This window comes from Bradyrhizobium sp. S3.12.5 (genome assembly GCF_040548225.1).
GTDB lineage: Bacteria > Pseudomonadota > Alphaproteobacteria > Rhizobiales > Xanthobacteraceae > Bradyrhizobium > Bradyrhizobium cytisi.
The window spans coordinates 178,234-199,555 of the sequence record NZ_JBEPRF010000014.1 but is presented as its reverse complement, the minus strand read 5'-3'; the positions used below and the strand labels follow the sequence as shown (position 1 = coordinate 199,555).

Below are 21,322 nucleotides of genomic sequence, written 5' to 3'. Positions count from 1 at the left end.
GATGCACGGCAACTACGATCCTCTCGAGAACATGAAGAAGAACGGTGCTAGCCTCAAGGTCACGAACCAGATCGACATCGAGACGATTCTGGACAATTCACTCTCAGGTGGTATCGTTCCAACGCCGTGCGAAGCTGAGCTTCAAATCGTTGGCCGCCGGACACTCGTTCCCGTCGGCAAGTTTCGCGGGGCTAAACTAAAGACATATTGAGGGAAAAGGCGATGGGCTCAAGACCTTACACCACGGCTTCATTCAGAAACCTGATGAACAGCAATTACTACCCTCTGGCGAACATGAAAAAGAGTGTGGCCAAGCTCAAGGCATCGGCCCACATCGATCTGCCGACTCTGGAATACGGCCAGTACCACCTGATTCTGACGCCGGCCTCGAAGTGGCCGCAGGGCAGCGCGAAGTACTGGCACAAGGAGAAGGGGCGGGTGCGCGTCGATCTCGCGGCCCAGCCGAACACCACCCCGCTATCCAGGGACGAGCCCGATGTCGTTCCGCTGACCCGATGCGCGTTGCTCGATGCCTGCGTCCGGAAATGCTTCAATTCGGAGCCGCCGATTCCGATGAAGACCAACATCATCACGCACGAGGCGACCGACCCGGGCGCGAACACGCATGAGATCCGGCTGGAATGGGAGTACGAGGGAGACAGCAAGACGCCCACGCTGCTCCACCTGACGATGGTCTGTCCGTACAAGCCGGCGCACGATGCTCGAACTGACGATACTCGGTCTGTAGAAGCCGGCGAAAGGCTGAGCTTGGGCTAGATCGCAACTGCATCATCTGATCTGAACGGCGCGGGCCGGCACTTTGCCGGCTCGCGCTTTTTGTTGCGTAGGTTGGAAGCACAGCAAACCAGCCCTGCGGCGGTGTGTCTCCGTCCCTCCTCCCGTCATGGGCCTGTCGCATGAAGATGGTCCGCTCCGTCTCATTGCGTGCGAGTCGCCATGCGACCGCGGGCTCATGAGGAGGAGCGCCGATGCCGGTTGGATTGCTGGAGGTCGAAGGCACGATCGAAATCAGCCAGTTCTGGCCGGAGGGGCGGTCGGACGCCGACACCACGAAGGTCGTCGTGAACGTCGCCCCCGATGCCATCCGTTTCCGCAAGAACGATTCTTCGCCGTTCCAGCCGACCCACGTCTTCGACAATGCCAAGGTCAAGGGCAGGACCGCGACGGCGCCGATCAAGAACGGCAAGCTCACCATCCGCCTGCAGGGCATCGACGCGCCCGAACTGCACTACCAGCAGTCCCCGCTCTCGCCCGCCGAGAAGAAGGCCCTGACCGACGCCAAGCGGCAGGCCTATCACGAGGTCACGCATTCCTACCGGCAGTTCCTCGGCGCGACATCGACGAAGGCGCTTCATGATTTCCTCAGCAACACCGGCGAGGCGACGCTCGCCTGCCGGGTGTTCACCCATGTCGATGCGCCGAACGAGGTGTTCGACACCTATGGACGGCTGGTCGGCGACATCGAGGTGACGGTCGCGAACAAGACGGTCGACATCAACCACTGGCTGGTCGAGCAGGGCTTTGCCTATCCGACGTTCTACTCTTCGATGAACGACGACGAGATCAAGGCCTTCCTCGCGCTCACCAAGATCGCGCGCACCAAGAAGCTGCCGGTCTGGAAGGCCCTCGCCAAGACCATTCCCGCCTTCGACTTCGACCTGCGCGAGCCGAAAAAGAACGAGACCGACGTGCTCGCGACCGATAAGGGCCCCGTGATCCTGCCAAAGCTCTACCGCCGCCAGACCAACTGGGCGGCGCGCAAGAAGGCGACGGTCACGAGCCAGAACTTCCAGAAATTTCTGGCCGAAGGATCCGGCGGCAAGCCGGACACCTGCTACGCAATCGACGACTTCCTGGCGAACGGGGTGCACTCGGCGACGCCGCGCAATTTTGCCGACTTCGTCGAGGGTGGGACGAAGATCAAGTTTCAGCCGGATGGGTTGGTGTTCGGCGAAGCGCCGTCGACGCTGGTTGGGGCGGACGGGAAGGTGATTGCGGGGTTTTGAGGGGGCTCGACTGCCTCCCAATCCCTCCGCAAATTTTTCTACGTCGCTATTGGCACACTAACGCCGTAGTTGTACTATGATTAGACTTCTATTTGAGAAGGGCTTCAGACGCCAGACGCACGCATCTCTCGAATCCCGAGAGATCGTCGAAGGGATTGGACGCTTTCACCGGATTCCGAACAATGGGAAAGCCGCCATGCTCGACCACGGACCATTCGATCATGAGATTGTCGGAGTTACCGAAATTCTCGACCGTCATGCCATGGGCATCCTGCAATGGACGCGTCTGTAGGCCGGTTGCGGCCGACGTCGACACGCGATGAGCATAGTCCGAGGCATCATTCGTGTAACCGAACACGCGCTTGCCGAGGCCGACCATCAGACCGAGTTCGAAGACAGTTCCAGCATCGGCACTCGGTCCTCGGAAGGGGGTCAGATTGAAGATGCCCAGATCAGCGTTCTGCATCATCGCTTCGTTCGCACGGTAGATGAGACGATCGACGCGCTGCCCACTCTCGCTCGTCGTAATTTCATTATCGAAAGGAAATAGACCCTCTAACCCGTATCTGGAGCATAGCAGCTTCTTTTGCCGGCCAATCTCGATGGCGTCGGGCAAGAAGACATCTGGACCGGCTAGATAGACTTTCGGCATGGAGAATCGATTCATCGAGCTGATTGACTGCAACGACGATACGCTTGGTTGCCTCGTCAAGAAACACAAAATTGAACACAGCACGAATCGGCCACCGCGCATCGCATCACCGAAATGGAGACCGGAATGACTGACGAAGCCGTAGCAGCGCAAGAGCGTAGCCGCCTGGTCGATCACTTCAAACGCGCTTATCAGATTATCGTCGGCGTTTCGATCACGGTCGCCTGCAGCAATCTGTTTCCTGGAAAATTCATCAGCTTTCCGCTGGACACCTCGTTCTGGCTGTTCGGCGCCTTCTTCGTGACGGCTGTCCCGATCTTTCACGGCGGAGATCGCTCGCTCGACATCAAATACCTGCATCGCCGACCGGCGGGATTTTGGGGACACGCCGCCTACGTGTGGGACATCTACATGTTGCTCATTACGGCGATCTTTTTCGTCAAAATAGCTCAGTCGGTGCCCATTCCGCACGACGTTAAGCCGCCGAATCCGACCGCTCAAACATCCCCGGACAATTTCTATCTGTGGATGGGATCAATGCTTGTGTTCGATGTCTGCGTGCTGATTTTCGATGGAATCAAGAGTCACTCTCTGGGACTGGGCGGCGCCAAGCTGAGCGCGTATGTGACGTGGACCGTGATAAACTTGGGGCTAGGCCTCATCTGCCTCGGCGCTGCCCTGTGTCCTCTCGCCACCGGCCTGTCCGAGGGAGCGCTCGCGGCTGCAGTGTTCGCCTTTGCGCTGATACGCACCACGGTGGACTACATTCAGGGCCGGGAATTCCTGTTTCCTTGATCCTGCGGGACAGCAGGACGCGCTGTTGGCACCAGTTAGCAGTCGCACCAGACAAAAATGGCCCGCGCGAAGCGGGCCATTTTCTCATCGGAAGCTGTGACGTCCGAACCTGGCCTTCAGCGACGTCGGACCGCCAAAGCACCTTGCGCGTCAGCGAAGGCCGCCGGTGACGTGAAGGGTCTCGCCCGTGACGTAGGACGCGTCGTCCGAAGCGAAGAAGGCCACCGCGGCGGCGATCTCCTCAACCTTGCCGATGCGGCCAAGCGGCGTGGTGGATTCGATCCAGTTGCGCATGTCGCCCTCGTGCAGGCCGGCGGAGACCACGCCTTCGGTGGCGATCATGCCCGGATTGACGGCGTTGACGCGGATCTTGCGCGGCGCAAGTTCCTTGGCCAGCACGGACGAGATCGCATCCACCGAGGCCTTGGTCGCCGTGTAAACGGCCGTATTCGCCGGCGCGATCGTCGACGCGCCCGAACTGATGTTGATGATACTTCCGCCATTGGCGTTGAAATGCCTGGCCGCTTCAGCCGAGACCAGCAGCAGGCCGAGCACATTGAGGTCGAATTGCTTGTGGAAATGCTCAGGCGTGATGGCCTCGAGCGGGGCGAATTCGTAAATGCCCGCGTTGTTGACGAGGATGTCGATCGCACCGAACGCCTTCACCGTCTCCGCGACCACGCTTTTCACGGCGTTGGCGTCGGCCAAATTGCCCTGGACGGCGACGGCTTTACCACCCTTGGCGGCGATGGCGGCAACCACGCGGTCGGCGCCCTGTTTGCTGGCGCTGTAATTGACAGCGACCGCGGCCCCCTCCGCCGCGAGCCGGGCGGCGATTTCGGCACCGATGCCTTTGGATGCGCCGGTCACGAGCGCAACTTTTCCTTCAAGTCTCTTGGTCATCGCAGTTCTCCTCGATCCGGCCGTCAGCCGACATTCAATAGTTCAATACTAGTGAACTATTGAATGAGTTCAAGGGAGGCGCTATATTTTAGGCATGGCGCAGTTCGTTCACCCATCGCGGGACGAGATTACCTTGGCCGGGGTGCTTGGAGCCCTCGCGGATCCGATGCGGCTGCGCATCGTCAAAAGCCTTGCGGCGCAAAACGATTGCATGTCGTGCACCGAGGCGGCGCCTTGCCCTGACATGGCGAAGTCGACGCTGTCGCACCATTTCCGGATCCTGCGGGAGGCTGGCCTGATCCGGACCTCGAAGCAAGGCGTCCAGCACCGCAACGTTTTGCGCGAAGAGGACATCAATGCGCGGTTTCCCAAACTGCTCAAAATGATCTTGAGCTTTCCGGACTGAGGACATTCGCTCACGTCAGCAGATTTGCGGGAGAGCGTCGCTGACGTTTCCACGCGGCTCGATTGCGGTGGCAGATTACGGCGCACCTAATCCGGCACGAGAGTTAAGTGCACTGTCACCGAAATTTGACGGCGTATTGAGTGCACTGTCACCGTAACCACGGTAACTCCGAGAACGCCAGTTTCCCTAGCGCAGCCTACGATCATCGCAAATAGGCTACTGCGGATTGTCTAGCGGGACCATTTTGGGCGTCAACCACCAGAGCAGGAACAGCAATGCGGCGCCGTGAGAGAGCAGCGCCGTTGATAGTGGCACGTTTATGATTTGCTGAACCACAATGCCGGAAGAGAGAAGAACGAACCGCGCCGGCAGATGCGACGCCATCACGCTCCCGAATGCGAGGATAGCGCCGGATGCTAGTACGGTGAGGGGCGCCCATTCCGTGCCGACCGATGCAATCCCTTCGGTTGATAGGAGAGAGGCATTGAAGTTTCCGAGTTCGTACGCCCTTGCAAGCTCGACGCCGAGCTGCGGATCGTAGGGGCAGCCGATGAGAGACCGGACAAAGCCGATCTGACAAAAATGCGTCGGAGCGTGGCTGTAGAAGAAGGCGTTGTAGACCTCCATTGAGATCGAGGTGACGCCGAACATCCGGAAATTGATCAGCCCGAAGACGCGATAAACTCCGTGGTGCAGGCCCGATTCGACCGCTAGGCTTGCCAGACCGACAACGAGCGGCAGAAGGACTGAAAGTATGACCGCGTTCTCTGGCTTTGAAAATCGCTGAAGTGCTAGCAAAAACAGCAACCAGAACGGCGCGAAGGCTGCAAATTTGGAAAGGGTTGCCGGATAGAACGCCGCCATCAGGACGAGTGCTGCGATTGATGGTAAAGCCCGGCGGCGCTCTACAAAGCAAGCGAATGCGAACGGCAGAAGGGTCGATTGCACAATCCCGTTTGCGTACCTGAGCGGCATTGGGAAATCGATGCTATCGCGGAACTGATAGATATCCGCCAAGCCAACTAGATGAAAGTTATAACGTAGCGCGGCCCCAACCGTGACGGCTCCAATCACAAGGAGCGCATAGGGAAGAAGCTCTGTGAACGACGGGCGAAGCTGAAAGCGAGCCAAGCGCAGGCGGCTCGATGTCACCAACACAACAAGAAGAGCGGCGCCGGACAAGAAGGCGGAAACAAGTGCTGCCTGGTGGTCGTATGGTAGCCTTGAGAATGGGTTAATCCATAGATACCCGACGACGATGCAAAGGAAATAGATCGAACACACGTAGCCGAACGAGAACGGTGCACGTCGCAGGATATAAGTGGCAAAGACTGCGAAAGACGGCGCTGCGATGAAAGCCAGCAAGCTGGCCTTAGGCGAGACCTCAATACCCGGAATAGGTTGGTGGAAATATCCGAATGTGGCGCCTACGCAGTAAAGGGATATGCATGTCGCAACGGCGGTCGCGACGAGGAGCGTCGCCCGCATTAGCTATCATCATTGGGCGGGAGGTATCGATCCAAAAAGACCCTTAACAGCAGAAGAAGGGCGCCCCCCACAATGAGAATTCCAACAATCGTCCAAAGCGCGGTGTGCATAGAGAGATTTTACACCCACGGCCGCAAATAGCGCAATAGACAGCTACGATAGGGTAACAGCCGAGAACTTCTGGTTACGGGGTTACGGGGGGTTACGGTGACAGTGCGTTTAATCCGGAAAAAATATTAAGTGCACTGTCACCGTAATTTCTGTCACCGTAATTGCACGAGGGCCGTGCATGTGCGAGCAATGGACTTCCAGCGTGCACGCACCGTACGGGATTTGTGGCGTTGACAGCGATGGCGCGCTCATCCTCCCGGTTCCGGCGGCCTCTCTCGTCGAAGGACGTCCTCGGCGAAGGCATGTGAGGGATGACGGGTGTCGCCACGCCGGTTTTGCGGGCGTACGTACATGATGACCGCTTCCGGAAACTCTGCCTTCACCTTCAGCGCGGCGGCGAGCGCGTCCTGTGCATCCAGGACGACATGGTCTGCCTTTCCTTCCAGCTTGAGCCCAACAGTAAATTGCATCCACAAACCTCCACGCCTTGAACCTCCACGCCTTACGCCGTTGCGGCGTCCTTCCGAAGCTCTTCCGGCCGGCACGGTCCCGGGCCAGAGCTTTTTCCGTTCCGATAGAATCGTAACGGAAGCTCTAGTTTTTTGTTTTGACGCGTTTTCTTCACGCGAACCGGTATCCACTTCGCTGGAAAACGCTCTAGCCCAGCGAGTTGATGATTTCCCGATAGGCGGCTTCGGGAAACGCCTTCAGCGTGCGCGTCCGGACGTTCCCCTGCATCCCCAGCTGCAGGCTGAAACGCGCCGCGACGGCGTCGTCCGGGGCTTCCAGGATGACGACCATGTCATAGTCACCCATGGTCAGGTAGAAGGATTTGATCTCGCCGCTCATATCCTTGAGAGCTTTCTTCGCAGCGTCCAGACGGCGTGGCGAGTCCTTCGCCTTCAGGATGCCTTGCTCGGTCCAATTTGCAAGCATGACGTAGGTGGTCATGGCCGTCCTCCTTCTGGCACGAAAGCAATGGTAGCTACGCCGTTGGGGCGAAAAACAAGACCCGGAGCAGATGCGTGTAGTCGGCTTCGAACACCATGATCGCCACGAAGACCAGCACCAGCACCGGCGGCAGCAGGATCGCGTAGGCCAAGGCCAGCCGCTCCCAGGCCATGTGCATGAAGACCGCAACGATCAGGCCAGCCTTCAACACCATGAACAGCAGGATCAGCGACCACCGGAGATGGCCATGGAGGCCGAAATAGTCGACGAGATAGGAGCAGGTGCTGAGAACGAACAACCATCCCCAGACCACGAGGTAAAGCTTGATCGGATGCTGCTGGCCCTTTGTCTGCGTGCTTCCTGATGCAAGTGCGTCATGCACGTGAGCTTGCAGCGTGTGTTGCTGCGCTTCCAGATGTACCGCGACGTTTGTCATGCTGCGACCTCACCAGAGATAAAAAAGCGCAAAGATGAACACCCACACCAGATCGACGAAGTGCCAGTACAGGCCGGTGATCTCGACGATCTCGTAGTGCCCTTTCCGGCTCGTGAAAAAGCCGCGCCTCTCGACATCGAAGTCTCCGCGCCAGACCTTTCGCGCAATGGCGATCAGGAAGATCACACCGATCGTCACGTGGGTGCCGTGGAAGCCGGTGATCATGAAAAAGCTCGATCCAAACTGCTCCGCACCCCACGGGTTGCCCCAGGGCCGCACGCCCTCCCTGATCAGCTTGGTCCATTCGAACGCCTGCATCCCGACGAAGGTTGCGCCGAATGCCGCTGTGGCCAGCATCAAGGCTGCCGTTTTCACGCGATCGCGGCGGTAACCGAAATTGACCGCCATCGCCATCGTTCCGCTGCTGCTGATCAGGATGAAGGTCATGATCGCGATCAGGATGAGCGGGATTTTCTTGTCCCCGATCGTGAGGGCGAAGACCTCGCTTGGGTTGGGCCACGGCACGGTCGTGGTCATTCGCGTCGTCATGTACGACAGCAGGAAACAACTGAAGATGAAGGTGTCGCTGAGCAGGAAGATCCACATCATGGCCTTCCCCCAGGAGACGTTCTTGAAGGCGCGCTGATCCGAGGACCAATCGGCGGCGATGCCTCGCCAACCTGCAGGCCGCGCCGGCGGTTCTACATTGTTGATCAGCGCCGTTTCTGCCATCTGGTCTTTGCCTTCCCTAGCTCAGCAACTGGCGACAGATGTCGACGAAATTGTCTGTCCAGCCCGTCAGCAAGCCGAGCAGGACCAGCCAGACCACCAGCAGGAAGTGCCAGTAGATCGTGCAGAGTTCCACGCTCAGGCGAATTTGGCTCGCCTCGGCGCCACGTAATACCTTGGCCGTCGTTCTGCCGAGGGCCACCAGGCCGCCCATCAGATGCAGCCCGTGCACCGCGGTGATCAGGTAGAAGAACGAATTGGCTGGATTGGACGCGAGGAAGTACCCGGCGCCACTCAGCTGGCGCCACGCCAGCAGTTGCCCGACAAGGAATGTAATGGCGAACGCTCCACCGGCACACAGGCCGACGCTTGTGACGTCGATGTCGTCGCGGCGCGCGGCCATATACGCCCATTGCAGCGCCACACTGCTCAAGACCAGGACGCCGGTGTTGAACCACAACAGTACCGGCACCGGCAGCGTACGCCAGTCCACCAGGTTCATCCGCATCGAGTAAGCGCTGATGAAGAGCGCGAACAGCGAGCCGACGACCGCAAGAAACACGCCCAATCCGATCTTCGCCGGCGGCAGGGACGAGGTACTCTGCTCGCGAAGATCGACGATCAGCCCTTCCTCCAGCCAGGGCTTGGCTGTCAGCCGTTGTTGCGAGAGCCACCATCCCGCAATTGCGGCTATTCCGGCCATGAACAGGATGATGGCGCTCATGCATGGGCCCCTTGCGCCGACAATCCGGCCGGCGGTTCATTCTGCGCCACGAAATCCCTGGCGGCGCCGGGGACGCTGTAATCGTAGGCCCAGCGATAGACGATCGGGAGCTCCTTGCCCCAGTTGCCGTGCCCCGGCGGGGTTTCCGGCGTTTGCCATTCCAGCGACGCGGCGCCCCAGGGATTGCCGCCCGCCTCTTTTCCTTTGAGCAGGCTCCAGATCAGGTTGAACAGGAACACGAGCTGGGCGAAGCCGACGATCAGGGCCGCCACGCTCATGAACGCATTGAGGTCATGGGCGGATGCCGGAACGAAGGCCGTTTCGCCGATGTCATGATAGCGGCGGGGCATGCCCAACAGGCCAAGATAGTGCATGGGGAAGAAAATCGCATAGGCGCCGAGGAACGAGACCCAGAAGTGGAATCGCCCGAGCACCTCATCGAGCATTCGTCCGGTGACCTTCGGGTACCAATGATAGATTCCGCCGAACACGGCCATGATCGGCGCAATGCCCATCACCATGTGAAAGTGGGCGACAACGAACATCGTGTCCGACAAGGGAACGTCTACGACCACGTTGCCGAGAAACAGGCCGGTCAGGCCGCCGTTCACGAAGGTGATGATGAAGGCCAGCGCGAACAGCATCGGGATGGTGAGATGAATGTCGCCGCGCCAAAGGGTCAGCACCCAATTGTAAACCTTGATCGCGGTCGGGATCGCGATGATGAGCGTCGTGGTGGCGAAGAAGAACCCGAAATACGGGTGCATCCCGCTCACATACATGTGGTGCGCCCACACGACGAAGCTGAGGGCGCCGATTGCCACGATCGCCCAGACCATCATGCGATAGCCGAAGATGTTCTTCCGGGCGTGGACGCTGATCAGATCGGAAATGATGCCGAAGGCCGGCAACGCCACGATGTAGACTTCAGGATGCCCGAAGAACCAGAACAGATGCTGGAACAGGATCGGGCTGCCGCCGCCATATTTCGTCAGCGTGCCCATCTCGACCAGCGTGGGCATGAAGAAGCTGGTTCCCAGCAGGCGGTCGAGCAGCAACATCACCGAGGCGACGAACAGCGCCGGAAAGGCCAGCAGCGCCATGACGGTGGCCGTGAAGATGCCCCATACCGTCAAGGGCAAACGCATCAACGTCATGCCGCGCGTGCGCGCCTGCAGCACGGTCACCACGTAATTCAGCCCGCCCATGGTGAAGCCGATGATGAACAGGATCAGGGAGGCCAGCATGAGAACGATGCCCCAATCCTGCCCGGGAGTACCGGACAGAATCGCCTGCGGCGGGTACAGCGTCCAGCCGGCGCCGGTGGGCCCGCCGGGCACGAAAAAGGTCGAGACCAGCACCATGACCGCGAGCAGGTAGACCCAGTAGCTCAGCATGTTCACATAGGGGAACACCATGTCCCGCGCGCCGACCATCAGCGGGATGAGATAGTTGCCGAAGCCGCCGAGAAACAGCGCGGTGAGAAGATAGATCACCATGATCATGCCGTGCATGGTGATGAACTGGAGATACTGGTTCGGATCGATGAACGAAAACGTGCCGGGGAATCCGAGTTGCAGCCGCATCAGCCATGACAGCACCAGCGCAACCATTCCAATGGACATCGCCGTGATCGAGTACTGGATGGCGATGATCTTGGCATCCTGCGAAAAGACGTACCTCGTCCACCAGCTTCTCGGATGATAGAGCTCGACCTCGCCCACTTCGGCGGGCGGGACGCCTGCGACTGTGTCAAACGGGACATCGACCATCGGAATTCCCTCCTTGGTCTCTCTCTTCAGCGAAGAGTTCGCCCTCTGCTATGCGGCGCTCCTCGCCGATATTTTCATTCGCTCTCTCTCGTGTAAGCCGCTTTCGCGACATCACGCTGCCCGGAGAGCTCGGCGAACGAGTGCTGCTTCTCCAGCCACGCGTGATAGTCTTTCTCTTCCTCGACGATAACCTTGCTCCGCATCTGCGCGTGCGCGGCACCGCAGAGCTCCGCGCAGAGAACGTCGAATGTTCCGGTGCGCGTTGGCGTGAACCAGTAATATGTGACCGAGCCCGGTATCATGTCCATCTTCGCCCGAAACTCGGGCACATAGAAATCATGCAGGACGTCAATCGAGCGGAGCAACACCTTCACCGGTTTCCCAAGCGGCAGGTGCAAGTCGTCATTTTGAATGACGACATCGTCTTGGCCGGCGGGATCGTCGGGATTCAACCCCATGGGATTTTCGGCACTGACATTGCGGGCATCGGAAGTCCCGAGCCGGCCGTCCTTTCCGGGAAGCCGATAGCTCCATTGCCATTGCTGTCCCATGACCTCGACCTCGGTCGCATTGGCCGGAACCGTGACGAACTGGTGCCAGACGACCAGGCCGGGTGCGAGCATGGCGGCGACGCCGATTGCAGTCCCGACGCTGAGCCACCATTCGAGCCTCTTGTTTTCGGGATTGTAGGCTGCGCGCCGTCCCTCCGTGTGTCGAAAGCGGAAGACGCAATAGGCCATGAATGCGACGACCGCGAAGAAAACCGCGCCGGTGATCCAGAATGTCAGGGTGATGGTGTCGTCGATGTAGCGCCAGTTTGAGGCGAGCGGGGTCCACCACCACGGGCTGAAAATGTGAAACAGCACCGAGGCGATTGCGACCAACAGCAGTATGATTGCTACAGCCATCCCTCATGCATCCTTGCCGCTAAAGGCTGTGGATACGAACCAGAGGGCGGAGCTCACGTCTGTCGCGATGGCGAAATCACATCCGCCTTCGTCGTGCCTCTTGCCTCGCCCATTCAACCGGTCGCGACGTCAACGCTTGACACAGAGGACAGTCACGACCGCAATCTCGTCGGAGCTGAAGGCGTTCAGTGTCTTTAGCATGATACCCGTCGAGCCCGGCGTCAATAGAGGAGTATGCCTCGCATTTGTCTCGCGTGCGCTGGCCCGAACGCAACGCAAGCCGGAGCACCTGCAGGCACCACCCGTCGATGATGCACTGCAGCAGATTGGTTTTTGTGCGGAAGCACAATTCGCTCAACTGCGGACGCTACTTGCTTCTATCGCATATCGCGCTAACTTCAGCGTACCGGTCGCGACAGATGTCGTCCGGCAAAGCTCCTTCACGTTGAACCTGATTTGCCGGGATCGATCGCGATTTTCGCGCACGAGACGGATGCGCGTGTTTTAAGTGCGCACCGTTCCCCTGCGATCAGAAGCAAGGAGATCGGCGCCATGACCACGGTATTCGCAAGACCCAAACTGCAAGTGTTTGGCGTCTCTACCCCCTTCGTCGTTCGCAAGATCAGCCTTTCCGATTTGGGCAATGCGCTACGCCTGGGCTGGGAAGACTTCAACGCCGTCCCAACTCACGCCATCGTCCTGTGCGTGATTTATCCCGTCCTCGGACTTGTCCTGTTCAGACTTGTCATCGGCTATTCGGTGCTGCCGCTACTGTTTCCGCTGGCCGCGGGCTTTACGCTGATCGGTCCGTTTGCCGCGCTCGGCCTCTACGAGCTCAGCCGCCGCCGCGAGCGCGGAGAGCAAGCCGCAGCGTGGGACGCCATGCAGGTGCTGCGCGCGCCATCTTTCGGCGCCATGCTCGAACTCGGCGTCCTCCTGCTGGTTCTGTTCGGGGTCTGGATCGGCGCCGCGAACGCGATCTACGTTGCAACCTTCGGCCACGCTCCGGCTGCAAGCATCCCCGACTTCGCAACGCGTGTTTTGACGACGCCGGAAGGATGGTCGCTCATCATCGTCGGCTGCGGCGTCGGCTTCCTGTTCGCCGTCGTGGCCCTGTGCGTCAGCGTTGTGTCGTTTCCGCTGATGCTCGACCGGCATGCGACTGCGATCGACGCAATCCGGACGTCGCTGCGGGCCGTGAGGGAGAATCCAGTTCCAATGGCGGCTTGGGGTCTGGTTGTTGCGGCATTGCTGGCGATCGGCTCGCTACCGTTCTTCGTCGGTCTCGCCGTCGTTCTGCCCGTGCTCGGTCATGCCACCTGGCATCTTTATCGGAAGGTGGTCGAGCCCGACCCAAACCCGCCGGAAGAACAGCCCCGCCCACCGATAGGACACCGCTATGCGGCGGATTTCCCGGCCTCACTCTTCCCGTGGAGCCGCGAACGCTAGCCGGAGGCAGCAACGAACGGTCGCACCATCACCGTGCTCGAGGAGGCGAGGCGGCGCCAGGCTGAGCGCGTTGCCTCCAGAACAAAAATGGCACGCGTGATGGGAGCTATTTTCGTATCGGAGCCTAGCTCTCCAAAATCGCGACCGCTCGCGTCCATCCTGCCGAGGCTCGCTCGATTTTCACGGGGAAGCATGACACCTTGAAGCCGGTCGACGGCAGCAATTCGAGATTGTGCAGCTTCTCGAGATGGCAATAGCCGATATGGCGGCCGGCCTTGTGGCCTTCCCAGATCAGGCTGGCGTCCCTCGTCTCGGCGTATTTCTTCGCGGTATGAACGAACGGCGCGTCCCAGCTCCAGCCGTCGATGCCGGTCAGGCGCACACCGCGCTCGAGCAGGTACATGGTTGCTTCATAGCCCATCCCGCAGCCCGACGTGACGTAGTCCTGCCGGCCATATTTGACACCGGCGCTGGTGTTGACCACGACGATCTCCAACGGCTTCAGCTCATGGCCGATGCGCTTCAGCTCAGCCTCGACATCTTTGGCGGTTGCGACATAGCCGTCGGGCAGGTGCCGGAAGTCGAGCTTCACGCCGGGCTGGAAGCACCACTCCAGCGGCACCTCGTCGATGGTCCAGGAACGCTCGCCGCGATTCATGGTCGGGTGAAAATGCCAGGGGGCGTCGAGATGCGTGCCGTTGTGGGTCGAGAGGCTGACCTGTTCCACCGCCCAGCCCTGCCCGTCCGGCAGATCCTCGGCCTTCAGTCCGTCGAAGAACTGCAACATGCGCGGCAGCCCCTGCTGGTGGTTGATATACTGGATCGTCGGATGATTGCCGGGCGGGTCGGCCGGCACGTCGTTCTGGAGGGGGACGGAAATGTCGATCAGCTTGCTCGTCATGGCGCTTCCTCGTTGATTGTTTCTCGTTGGGGCCGTGAGACGTCCCTTCAGACTTCCTGCCGCTCGACGCGGTTCTTCAAAATGCCGATCTTCTCGACCTCGAGCTCGATCGTATCGCCATGCTCGAGAAACCATCCGAGCTCGAGGCCGCAGCCATTGCCGACCGTGCCGGAGCCGATGAATTCGCCAGGCATCAGCGTCTCGTCCTGGGTGACGTGGGCGATGATCTCTTCGAAGGAAAACAGCATGCCCTTGGTCACGCCTTTCGAGCGGGTCTCGCCGTTGACGCGCGCTTCCATCTTCAGCTTGTAGGGATCGCCGATCTCGTCCGGCGTCACGATCCAGGGACCCATCACGTTGCCGCCGTCGAAGCTCTTGCCCTTGGCTGGGCCGAGCCGTCCCTCCATCTCGATGCGCTGCGCGTCGCGCGCGGAGAAATCGTTGAAGATGGTGTAGCCGAAGATGTGATCCTTCGCCTTCGCGGCGGAGATGTTCGCGCCCTTGTTTTTGGTGATGATCCCGAATTCGAGCTCGTAGTCCATGACCTTGCTGTAGCGCGGCCATTTCACCGTGGTGTTGGTGCCGCGGACGCTGAAGCGGTTGGTGATGTAGAAGATCGGCTGCTTGCGATAGACCTCGGGCAACTCGCCGAGCGGCTCGGCGTCGATGCGCGCCAATTCCGCCATGTCCCCCTTGGCGCGCGCCGCGAGCTTCCGCTGCCCGCGTGGCGCCTGGAGGATATGCAGCGCAAACGACATGCCGTCGCGCATCTGTCGCGGCTCCGGCACCGGAGCGAGAATGTCGACGGCAGCGACCGCCGCTGACAGCGTCGCGTCCTGGCCGTGCTTGTCGAGCAGGGCCCGGGCCCGATCGAGCGCGCGCGGCCCGGCGTCGATCAATGCCAGCATCGAGCCGAAGGCCGGATCGGCTTGGCCGTCCCGCGCGGCGGCGGCGGCGAGGTCGAACAGCTGGCTATCATTGGCGTGGACGGCTCCGATTTTCTCCTGACCGGCAGATCTGAACGTTGCGAGCTTCACCTTGGGTACCCCTTGCTATCGTCAAGAATATATGATCAGATAAAATATCGATAAACAAGACTGAAAAATACAAATCGGGAGAGGGCGGTGAGGCGAAAGAAAATAAGGGAGACGTTGACCGGTCTCGCGCTCGGCCTCGGAGTGGGCCTTGGACTGTTTGTTGCCTTGACGGGACCAGCGCTTGCGCAGGCCAAGATCCAGATCGGCTGCACCGCAACCTCCGACTGCGCCTCGGCCATGGTCGCGGTCGACGAAGGCATCTTCAAGAAGCATGGGCTGGACGTCGAGATGACGCCGATCGCGATCAACTCCAACATCCCGGCCGCGATCCTGTCGAACTCGATTCAGGTCGGCGGCCCCACCTCCACCGTCTTCCTCCAGGCCGTCGACGGCGGCCTCGACCTCGTCGCGATCGCCGGCGCCTCGGTCATGAACCCGACCTCGAACACCGCGATCGCCGCCTTCGTCCGCAACGGCGTCACCATCAAGGAGCCGAAGGATTTCGTCGGCAAGAAGGTCGGCGCGCCCGGCCTGAATGCCTTTCTCCATGTGCTGTTCGTGAAATGGCTGGTGGAGAAAGGCGTCGCCCCCAAGAGCGTCAATTTCGTCGAAGTCACCTTCTCGACCATGGCCGACATCATCAAGTCCGGCGGCGTCGATGCGGTGCTCACCGCCGAGCCGTTCGTCACGCGCATGACCAATGCGGGGATCGGTTCGGTCGGCGCGCGGTACGGCGCCGAGCTCGGCCGCACCGACCCGATCATCTTCTATGCCGCGGCGCGCGACTGGGCGGAGAAGAATGTGGCGACGGTAAAGAAGTTCCGCGAAGCCATCGCGGAGGCTGCTGCAATCGTCAACAGCGATCGCGACAAGGCCTCCAACTCGATCGCCAAGTTCACGAAGCAGCCACTCGAACTCGTCAAGGCGACACCGCCGAACCAGTCCGAGCCGAATCTCAAGCCGGAAAACCTCGCCTGGTGGATCGACGTGATGTCGTCGCAGAAGATGCTGCAATCGAAACTCGACACCGCGAAACTGGTGCTGAACTGAGGACATTGGCGATGCCTGCCCCCGAGCGCACTCTCGAACGTCCTCCGGCGGAGGCCGGCACCTTGAGCGAGCGCGCCGCGAACCTCATCGAGCAGGACATCCTTGCCGGAGATCTCGCACCGGGATCGCGGCTCGGCATCGTCGATCTCGTGCAGCGCTACGAGATCGGCGCCACCCCCCTGCGCGAAGGCTTGTCTCGGCTGATGTCACGCGGCCTGATCGTCGGCATCGGCCAGCGCGGCTTTCGTGTCGCCGAAGTCAGCCACGACGATCTCGCCGACATCACCTGCATGCGGACGGCGGTCGAAATCGAGGCCGTCAGGCTCGCCATCCTCCACGGCGACGTCGCCTGGGAGGCCGGCATCGTCAGCGCGCTGCATCAGATGCGGCGGCATATCGAGCGCACCGGCAATGAATTCCGCGAGGGCGCGGCCGATTTCGATCGGCTGCACAAGGGCTTTCATACCGCCCTGCTCGCGGCCTGCGGCTCACGGCGCATGCTGGCCGCCCATTCCGACCTCTACGACCAGGCCTATCGCTACCGCCGCATCATGATGCGTGCCATCGACAGCGGCGAGGAGTTCATACGGAGCCACCAGATGCTCGCCGACCGCGTGCTCGCCCGCGACCTTGCCGCCGCGCAAGGGATGCTGGCGGCGCATCTGCACTCGACCATCAATTTCGTCTATCCGCCGACAAGCGGGGAGCAATCATGAGTGTCGTTGCCAGGCTCGACGAGGCGCGCGCGGCGCGACGGCAAAAAGCGCTGATCGCGTTCAACGCCACGACGCTGCGGCTCGGCGGCAAGACCATCATCGAGAACCTCGATCTGGAGGTGCGGCCGGGCGAATTCCTCTGCATCGTCGGTGCCTCCGGCTGCGGCAAGACCACAGCGCTGCGGCTCGCCGCGGGCCTCTATGGCCCGACGAGCGGCGCAGTGACCTTCGACGGCGAGCCGATCACCGGGCCGCGCCGCGAGGTCGCGATTGTTTTCCAGGATTACGGCAAGGCGCTGCTGCCGTGGCGGACCGCGGCCGGCAACATCTCGCTGGCGCTGGAAGCCTCTCGTGTGCCGGCACGCGAGCGCAGCTCGCGCATCGAGGCGCTGCTGCGCAAAGTCGGTTTGCCCGGCCACGCTGACAAATATCCGACCGAAATGTCGGGCGGCATGCAGCAGCGCCTGCAGATCGCACGCTGCCTTGCACAGGAGCCGACGACGCTGCTGATGGATGAACCGTTCGGCGCGCTGGATGCGATGACGCGCCAGGGGCTGCAGGACGAGGTCCTGTCGCTGACGCAAACGAGCCAAACGACCGTGATCTTCGTGACCCACGATCTCGACGAGGCGATCTACCTCGGCGACCGCATCGTCGGCCTGCTGCCACATCCGGGCCGGATCGGCATCGAGCTCGCCGTCGACCTGCCGCGCCCTCGCGACCAGTTGGCCACCCGTGAGCATCCGGAATTCCTGCGGCTGCGCCGGCAATTGTTCGACTTCATCAAGGCGACCGAACGTTGAGCCTCGACCGTGCCAGGCCCTTGCTGTTGCCGCTGGCGCTGATGCTGGCGTTCGAGCTCTGGGCGCGCCTCACCCAGCTGCAGAGCGACAGCCTGGCCCCGCCCAGCGCGATCCTCGCGGCGCTGGCCGCGGCGCTTGCCGACCTCTCGATTCCGATCGCGACCCGCGACACGCTGTTCGCCGCCTTTTCCGGACTGGCGATCGGCAGTGCCATCGGGCTTTCGCTCGGTATTACCTTCGGCATCTCGCGCCCCCTCGACCGCCTGATGGAGGTGACGGTCGAGGCAATCCGCCCAATTCCCTCGATCGCGCTGCTGCCGATCACGCTGATCGCGCTGGGCTTCGGCTACCGGATGGAGATCGTGATCGTGGCGTTCGCCTGCATCTGGCCGATGCTGATCATGACGCGCAGCGCAGTGCGCAGCATCGAGCCGCGATTGATCGAAGTGTCGCGGGCCCTGCGGCTGAGCGCGACGCAACGGATCGCGAAGATCGTGATCCCGGCCGCACTGCCGCGGATCTTTGTCGCCTTTCGCCTGTCGGCTGGTATCGCCCTGATCGTCGCCGTCACCGTCGAGATCGCCATCAATCCGATCGGCCTCGGCGCCGGCATCATGCTGGCGCAGCAGGCGCTACGCGCCGACCTGATGCTCGCCTATCTGCTTTGGATCGGCGTGATCGGCTACGCGCTGAACATGCTGTTGATTGCGGCCCAGCGCCGCCTGTTCGGCCGCGCCGCGCTCGCCGGAGACAATCCATGAACCGCGCCGCGATCCTCTGGCGTGTCGCAAGCATCCTCGTCGCGGCCGGCTTCATCGCGGCGTGGCAGCTCATCGCCAATCTGCGGCTGGTCTCACCGGTGTTCCTGCCTGGTCCGGACCGGGCCTGGGCTGCCCTGGTGCGCGGCTTTTCGAGCGGCGATCTCGCAAGCAAGCTCATCGGCACGCTCGAACACATGGCCTATGGCTGGCTCGCCGCCTCGATCGCCGGCATTGCGCTCGGCGCGCTAATCGGATCGTCAAGGATGATGCGCGCCTATGTCGCGCCGTCGCTGGAATTTTTGCGGCCCCTGCCGGTCTCCGCGATCATCCCGGTCGCGATCGCGATGCTCGGGCTGACGCAAGGCATGGCGCTGTTCGTCATCGCCTTCGGCGCGATCTGGCCGATCATGCTCGCAACCATCCACGGCTTTGCCGCGGTCGAGCCGCGGCTCTATGAGGTCGCCCGCTCACTGCAGATGTCGCGCGCCGCCGTCATCGGCAGGATCGCCCTGCCCTCGGCATTGCCCGACATCCTCGCGGGCATGCGGCTCAGTCTGACGGTCGCACTGATCCTCTCGGTGGTCTGCGAGATCCTGGCCGGACTCGACGGCCTTGGTCAGTGGGTCCTGCTCTCGGCACGTGCGTTCCGATCCGCCGACCTCTTCGCCGGCGTCATTCTGCTCGGTGCGACCGGATATTTGACGTCGATTGCGGTGTCGCTCGTCGAGCAGCGACTGCTCGCCTGGCAGACTGCGGCCCGATAGCGTGGCGATCACTTCGCCAAACAAAAATGGCCCGCGTGATGCGGGCCATTTTCATATCGAAACCGGTCATTCCGAATTTGGTTGCGGGGATAGGATTTGAACCTATGACCTTCAGGTTATGAGCCTGACGAGCTACCGGGCTGCTCCACCCCGCGTTAAACCGTTGCTTTGCCTTCGTGAAAATGCCGGGGACGGCGGATCAGGGCCGACGCTGCTCGCGTGGCTTGCTTCTCCCGTCCCGAAGGCTTCCTTGGAAGGCAACCCCGGGCAAAGCCCGTCGGGTGCAGGGGGTATGTACCAACCCGAACCGCCTTTGGAAAGGGCCGAGGGGACGTTTTTTTCGACTTTATGACAGGTCGCGGGCGCGGATTCCGGCCGGTTTGCCACGCACTTGCCAGAAGTTCCACAAACGGCCAGCTTGCGGCAACAAAACAGGGGCGAAACGCCGATTTGGGGAGGACCGCCTTGAACAATACGTTGGATCGCCCCCTGGTGAGCACCCCGCTGGCGGCGCTCACGGACAGCTTCCAGGCCATGATCGCGCGGTCACGGGCCGAGCCGGCGCCTGACCTCGCCGCACGGCTCGACCGGCTGGCGCGGCTGCGCGCCGTCATCGCTGACAACGAGGAGCGCTTCCGGCAGGCGATCTCGGCCGATTTCGGCCACCGCTCGGCGGTCGAGACTGATATCGCCGAGACGATGATGTTGCTCTCCGAGATCCGGCACGCGACAAAACATTTGAAAGGCTGGATGACGCCGCAGCGCGTCGCGACAGCGCTGCAATTCCTGCCCGCGCGCAACCGGCTGATGCCGCAGCCGCTCGGCGTCGTCGGCATCATCGCGCCCTGGAATTATCCGCTGCAGCTGACGCTCGCACCCGCGATCGGCGCCATCGCCGCCGGCAACCGCGTCATCATCAAGCCGAGCGAGCTCGTGCCGCGTTTCTCCGCGCTGTTGAAGGACGCGGTCGCCGAGAGGTTCGATTCGACCGAGTTGCTGGTCACCGGGATCGAGGAAGAGATCGCAAAGGCCTTTGCGAGCCTGCCGTTCGATCATCTCGTGTTCACCGGCTCGACCCGGGTCGGGCGGCTGGTCGCGGAGGCGGCAGGGCGCAATCTCACGCCCGTCACGCTCGAGCTCGGCGGCAAGTCGCCGGCGATCGTCGATGTCTCCGCCGATCTCGACGAGGCGGCCGAACGCATCGCCTACGGCAAGCTGCTCAATGCCGGGCAGACCTGCATCGCGCCCGATTACGTGCTGGTGCCGGAGGGCGCGTTGCAGGCCTTCGCCGAGAAGGTGCGCACGCAGATGCGGCGCATGTTCGGCACCGATCCTGTCAACAGGGACTACACCTCGATCGTTTCCGACCGGCACTATGCACGGCTCGAAGCGCTGGTCGCGGATGCCGCGCAGCGTGGCGCAAAGATTCTGCAGCCGGCCAGGGCCGACGACCCCAAGTGGAAGGCGCACCGCAAATTCCCGCCGACGTTGGTCGTTGGCGCGACCGAGGAGATGGCGGCGATGCAGGAGGAGATCTTTGGCCCGGTGCTGCCGGTGCTCGGCATTCGCGATCCGGCCGACGCGATCGCCTTCGTCAATCGCCGCGACCGGCCGCTCGCGCTCTACTGGTTCGGCAGGGATCGCGACGCGCGCGACGAGGTGCTGGCGCGCACCGTCTCCGGCGGCGTCACCATCAACGACTGCCTGTTTCACTTCGCGCAAATCAACCAGCCGATGGGCGGCGTCGGCGCATCCGGCACCGGCGCCTATCACGGCGAATGGGGCTTTCGCAGCTTCAGCAAGCTGAAGCCGGTGTTTTATCGCTCAAAATTCAACCGTCTCGCCGATCTCCATCCGCCCTATGGCGGCAAGATCGCGCGGCTGGAGAAGATGATGCGGTTCATGTCGTAGCTTCCCGTCATTGCGAGCAAAGCGAAGC

24 protein-coding genes and 1 tRNA gene are annotated in these 21,322 nt (G+C 61.5%); 12 read left to right on the top strand and 13 right to left on the bottom strand.

What is annotated here, in order from left to right; all coding sequences use genetic code 11:
* The first annotated feature begins 1 nt into the window (after nt 1).
* From ABIC09_RS22225 to ABIC09_RS22215, 3 genes are all read left to right on the top strand, one after another.
* Nucleotides 2-211 carry a hypothetical protein gene (locus ABIC09_RS22225; RefSeq protein WP_148749751.1) on the top strand — a complete coding sequence of 70 codons (210 nt, stop codon included), beginning with the start codon at nt 2-4 and terminating at the stop codon, nt 209-211.
* Between the two features lie 11 nt (nt 212-222).
* A complete protein-coding gene (locus ABIC09_RS22220) occupies nt 223-777 on the top strand; it encodes a hypothetical protein (RefSeq protein ID WP_246229689.1) in 555 nt (184 codons plus the stop codon).
* Between the two features lie 212 nt (nt 778-989).
* Nucleotides 990-2,027, top strand: coding sequence for a thermonuclease family protein (locus tag ABIC09_RS22215; RefSeq protein WP_354110546.1), 1,038 nt, complete (start codon nt 990-992; stop codon nt 2,025-2,027).
* 88 nt (nt 2,028-2,115) lie between these two features.
* Here ABIC09_RS22215 and ABIC09_RS22210 read toward each other — a convergent pair whose 3' ends face one another.
* Nucleotides 2,116-2,679 carry a nucleoside 2-deoxyribosyltransferase gene (locus tag ABIC09_RS22210; protein ID WP_354110545.1) on the bottom strand — a complete coding sequence of 188 codons (564 nt, stop codon included), beginning with the start codon at nt 2,677-2,679 and terminating at the stop codon, nt 2,116-2,118.
* 126 nt (nt 2,680-2,805) lie between these two features.
* On the opposite strand from ABIC09_RS22210, the gene ABIC09_RS22205 reads away from it, so the two are divergent.
* The gene (locus ABIC09_RS22205; RefSeq protein ID WP_354035705.1) at nt 2,806-3,474 is read left to right on the top strand and encodes a hypothetical protein; all 669 of its coding nucleotides are present in this window, start codon (nt 2,806-2,808) and stop codon (nt 3,472-3,474) included.
* A 150-nt stretch (nt 3,475-3,624) separates the two neighbouring features.
* Here ABIC09_RS22205 and ABIC09_RS22200 read toward each other — a convergent pair whose 3' ends face one another.
* Entirely contained in the window at nt 3,625-4,377 is a 753-nt protein-coding gene (locus tag ABIC09_RS22200) for an SDR family NAD(P)-dependent oxidoreductase (RefSeq protein ID WP_354035703.1), read from the bottom strand.
* Between the two features lie 94 nt (nt 4,378-4,471).
* On the opposite strand from ABIC09_RS22200, the gene ABIC09_RS22195 reads away from it, so the two are divergent.
* Entirely contained in the window at nt 4,472-4,783 is a 312-nt protein-coding gene (locus tag ABIC09_RS22195; RefSeq protein WP_148749745.1) for an ArsR/SmtB family transcription factor, read from the top strand.
* Nucleotides 4,784-4,999: 216 nt separating this feature from the next.
* Here the strand turns inward: ABIC09_RS22195 and ABIC09_RS22190 are convergent, their stop codons facing one another.
* The 8 genes from ABIC09_RS22190 to coxB form a co-directional block, all read right to left on the bottom strand.
* Nucleotides 5,000-6,271 (bottom strand): hypothetical protein, encoded by a 1,272-nt coding sequence (locus tag ABIC09_RS22190; RefSeq protein ID WP_354110544.1) that lies wholly within the window; start codon nt 6,269-6,271, stop codon nt 5,000-5,002.
* A gap of 359 nt (nt 6,272-6,630) precedes the next feature.
* Complete coding sequence (locus tag ABIC09_RS22185; protein WP_354031652.1) at nt 6,631-6,852, bottom strand: hypothetical protein; 222 nt, start codon at nt 6,850-6,852, stop codon at nt 6,631-6,633.
* 187 nt (nt 6,853-7,039) lie between these two features.
* Nucleotides 7,040-7,333, bottom strand: coding sequence for a GYD domain-containing protein (locus tag ABIC09_RS22180; RefSeq protein ID WP_148755051.1), 294 nt, complete (start codon nt 7,331-7,333; stop codon nt 7,040-7,042).
* A gap of 34 nt (nt 7,334-7,367) precedes the next feature.
* Nucleotides 7,368-7,769: a cytochrome C oxidase subunit IV family protein gene (locus ABIC09_RS22175; protein WP_354110543.1), complete on the bottom strand. Its 402-nt coding sequence runs from the start codon at nt 7,767-7,769 to the stop codon at nt 7,368-7,370.
* Nucleotides 7,770-7,778: 9 nt separating this feature from the next.
* On the bottom strand, nt 7,779-8,501 hold the full coding sequence (locus ABIC09_RS22170) for a heme-copper oxidase subunit III family protein (protein WP_354110542.1): 723 nt from the start codon (nt 8,499-8,501) through the stop codon (nt 7,779-7,781).
* 16 nt (nt 8,502-8,517) lie between these two features.
* The gene (locus ABIC09_RS22165) at nt 8,518-9,222 is read right to left on the bottom strand and encodes a cytochrome c oxidase subunit 3 (protein WP_354110541.1); all 705 of its coding nucleotides are present in this window, start codon (nt 9,220-9,222) and stop codon (nt 8,518-8,520) included.
* Entirely contained in the window at nt 9,219-10,994 is a 1,776-nt protein-coding gene (locus ABIC09_RS22160; protein WP_354110540.1) for a cbb3-type cytochrome c oxidase subunit I, read from the bottom strand. The genes ABIC09_RS22165 and ABIC09_RS22160 overlap by 4 nt, the downstream gene beginning before the upstream one ends.
* A 74-nt stretch (nt 10,995-11,068) precedes the next feature.
* Nucleotides 11,069-11,902: a cytochrome c oxidase subunit II gene (coxB, locus tag ABIC09_RS22155; RefSeq protein WP_148755047.1), complete on the bottom strand. Its 834-nt coding sequence runs from the start codon at nt 11,900-11,902 to the stop codon at nt 11,069-11,071.
* A gap of 552 nt (nt 11,903-12,454) precedes the next feature.
* Here coxB and ABIC09_RS22150 point away from each other — a divergent pair.
* Nucleotides 12,455-13,351 (top strand): DUF2189 domain-containing protein, encoded by an 897-nt coding sequence (locus ABIC09_RS22150; RefSeq protein WP_148755046.1) that lies wholly within the window; start codon nt 12,455-12,457, stop codon nt 13,349-13,351.
* Nucleotides 13,352-13,475: 124 nt separating this feature from the next.
* On the opposite strand, the gene ABIC09_RS22145 is transcribed toward ABIC09_RS22150, so the two are convergent.
* On the bottom strand, nt 13,476-14,252 hold the full coding sequence (locus tag ABIC09_RS22145; protein WP_354110539.1) for a cyclase family protein: 777 nt from the start codon (nt 14,250-14,252) through the stop codon (nt 13,476-13,478).
* Nucleotides 14,253-14,299: 47 nt separating this feature from the next.
* Nucleotides 14,300-15,289 (bottom strand): fumarylacetoacetate hydrolase family protein, encoded by a 990-nt coding sequence (locus ABIC09_RS22140; protein WP_354110538.1) that lies wholly within the window; start codon nt 15,287-15,289, stop codon nt 14,300-14,302.
* A 102-nt stretch (nt 15,290-15,391) separates the two neighbouring features.
* On the opposite strand from ABIC09_RS22140, the gene ABIC09_RS22135 reads away from it, so the two are divergent.
* Genes ABIC09_RS22135 through ABIC09_RS22115 form a run of 5 tightly spaced genes read left to right on the top strand, consistent with a single transcriptional unit; the run spans nt 15,392 to nt 19,383 of the window.
* Nucleotides 15,392-16,339 (top strand): ABC transporter substrate-binding protein, encoded by a 948-nt coding sequence (locus ABIC09_RS22135; protein ID WP_502917691.1) that lies wholly within the window; start codon nt 15,392-15,394, stop codon nt 16,337-16,339.
* Between the two features lie 11 nt (nt 16,340-16,350).
* Nucleotides 16,351-17,055 carry a GntR family transcriptional regulator gene (locus ABIC09_RS22130; RefSeq protein ID WP_148755043.1) on the top strand — a complete coding sequence of 235 codons (705 nt, stop codon included), beginning with the start codon at nt 16,351-16,353 and terminating at the stop codon, nt 17,053-17,055.
* On the top strand, nt 17,052-17,858 hold the full coding sequence (locus ABIC09_RS22125; RefSeq protein ID WP_354110537.1) for an ABC transporter ATP-binding protein: 807 nt from the start codon (nt 17,052-17,054) through the stop codon (nt 17,856-17,858). The genes ABIC09_RS22130 and ABIC09_RS22125 overlap by 4 nt, the downstream gene beginning before the upstream one ends.
* A complete protein-coding gene (locus tag ABIC09_RS22120; RefSeq protein WP_354110536.1) occupies nt 17,855-18,619 on the top strand; it encodes an ABC transporter permease in 765 nt (254 codons plus the stop codon). Before ABIC09_RS22125 ends, ABIC09_RS22120 begins: the two co-directional genes overlap by 4 nt.
* Nucleotides 18,616-19,383 carry an ABC transporter permease gene (locus ABIC09_RS22115; protein WP_148755040.1) on the top strand — a complete coding sequence of 256 codons (768 nt, stop codon included), beginning with the start codon at nt 18,616-18,618 and terminating at the stop codon, nt 19,381-19,383. Before ABIC09_RS22120 ends, ABIC09_RS22115 begins: the two co-directional genes overlap by 4 nt.
* Before the next feature lie 78 nt (nt 19,384-19,461).
* On the opposite strand, the gene ABIC09_RS22110 is transcribed toward ABIC09_RS22115, so the two are convergent.
* Nucleotides 19,462-19,538, bottom strand: a tRNA-Met gene (locus ABIC09_RS22110).
* A 379-nt stretch (nt 19,539-19,917) separates the two neighbouring features.
* Between ABIC09_RS22110 and ABIC09_RS22105 the strand changes: the two genes are divergently transcribed.
* Nucleotides 19,918-21,294 (top strand): coniferyl aldehyde dehydrogenase, encoded by a 1,377-nt coding sequence (locus tag ABIC09_RS22105; RefSeq protein WP_502917690.1) that lies wholly within the window; start codon nt 19,918-19,920, stop codon nt 21,292-21,294.
* Nucleotides 21,295-21,322: the final 28 nt, after the last annotated feature.

Coding starts and splice junctions, on each gene's coding strand:
- ABIC09_RS22225 (WP_148749751.1), top strand. CDS start 2: ATGCACGGCAACTACGATCCTCTCGAGAACATGAAGAAGAACGGTGCT.
- ABIC09_RS22220 (WP_246229689.1), top strand. CDS start 223: ATGGGCTCAAGACCTTACACCACGGCTTCATTCAGAAACCTGATGAAC.
- ABIC09_RS22215 (WP_354110546.1), top strand. CDS start 990: ATGCCGGTTGGATTGCTGGAGGTCGAAGGCACGATCGAAATCAGCCAG.
- ABIC09_RS22210 (WP_354110545.1), bottom strand. CDS start 2,679: ATGCCGAAAGTCTATCTAGCCGGTCCAGATGTCTTCTTGCCCGACGCC.
- ABIC09_RS22205 (WP_354035705.1), top strand. CDS start 2,806: ATGACTGACGAAGCCGTAGCAGCGCAAGAGCGTAGCCGCCTGGTCGAT.
- ABIC09_RS22200 (WP_354035703.1), bottom strand. CDS start 4,377: ATGACCAAGAGACTTGAAGGAAAAGTTGCGCTCGTGACCGGCGCATCC.
- ABIC09_RS22195 (WP_148749745.1), top strand. CDS start 4,472: ATGGCGCAGTTCGTTCACCCATCGCGGGACGAGATTACCTTGGCCGGG.
- ABIC09_RS22190 (WP_354110544.1), bottom strand. CDS start 6,271: ATGCGGGCGACGCTCCTCGTCGCGACCGCCGTTGCGACATGCATATCC.
- ABIC09_RS22185 (WP_354031652.1), bottom strand. CDS start 6,852: ATGCAATTTACTGTTGGGCTCAAGCTGGAAGGAAAGGCAGACCATGTC.
- ABIC09_RS22180 (WP_148755051.1), bottom strand. CDS start 7,333: ATGACCACCTACGTCATGCTTGCAAATTGGACCGAGCAAGGCATCCTG.
- ABIC09_RS22175 (WP_354110543.1), bottom strand. CDS start 7,769: ATGACAAACGTCGCGGTACATCTGGAAGCGCAGCAACACACGCTGCAA.
- ABIC09_RS22170 (WP_354110542.1), bottom strand. CDS start 8,501: ATGGCAGAAACGGCGCTGATCAACAATGTAGAACCGCCGGCGCGGCCT.
- ABIC09_RS22165 (WP_354110541.1), bottom strand. CDS start 9,222: ATGAGCGCCATCATCCTGTTCATGGCCGGAATAGCCGCAATTGCGGGA.
- ABIC09_RS22160 (WP_354110540.1), bottom strand. CDS start 10,994: ATGGTCGATGTCCCGTTTGACACAGTCGCAGGCGTCCCGCCCGCCGAA.
- coxB (WP_148755047.1), bottom strand. CDS start 11,902: ATGGCTGTAGCAATCATACTGCTGTTGGTCGCAATCGCCTCGGTGCTG.
- ABIC09_RS22150 (WP_148755046.1), top strand. CDS start 12,455: ATGACCACGGTATTCGCAAGACCCAAACTGCAAGTGTTTGGCGTCTCT.
- ABIC09_RS22145 (WP_354110539.1), bottom strand. CDS start 14,252: ATGACGAGCAAGCTGATCGACATTTCCGTCCCCCTCCAGAACGACGTG.
- ABIC09_RS22130 (WP_148755043.1), top strand. CDS start 16,351: ATGCCTGCCCCCGAGCGCACTCTCGAACGTCCTCCGGCGGAGGCCGGC.
- ABIC09_RS22125 (WP_354110537.1), top strand. CDS start 17,052: ATGAGTGTCGTTGCCAGGCTCGACGAGGCGCGCGCGGCGCGACGGCAA.
- ABIC09_RS22115 (WP_148755040.1), top strand. CDS start 18,616: ATGAACCGCGCCGCGATCCTCTGGCGTGTCGCAAGCATCCTCGTCGCG.
- ABIC09_RS22105 (WP_502917690.1), top strand. CDS start 19,918: ATGATCGCGCGGTCACGGGCCGAGCCGGCGCCTGACCTCGCCGCACGG.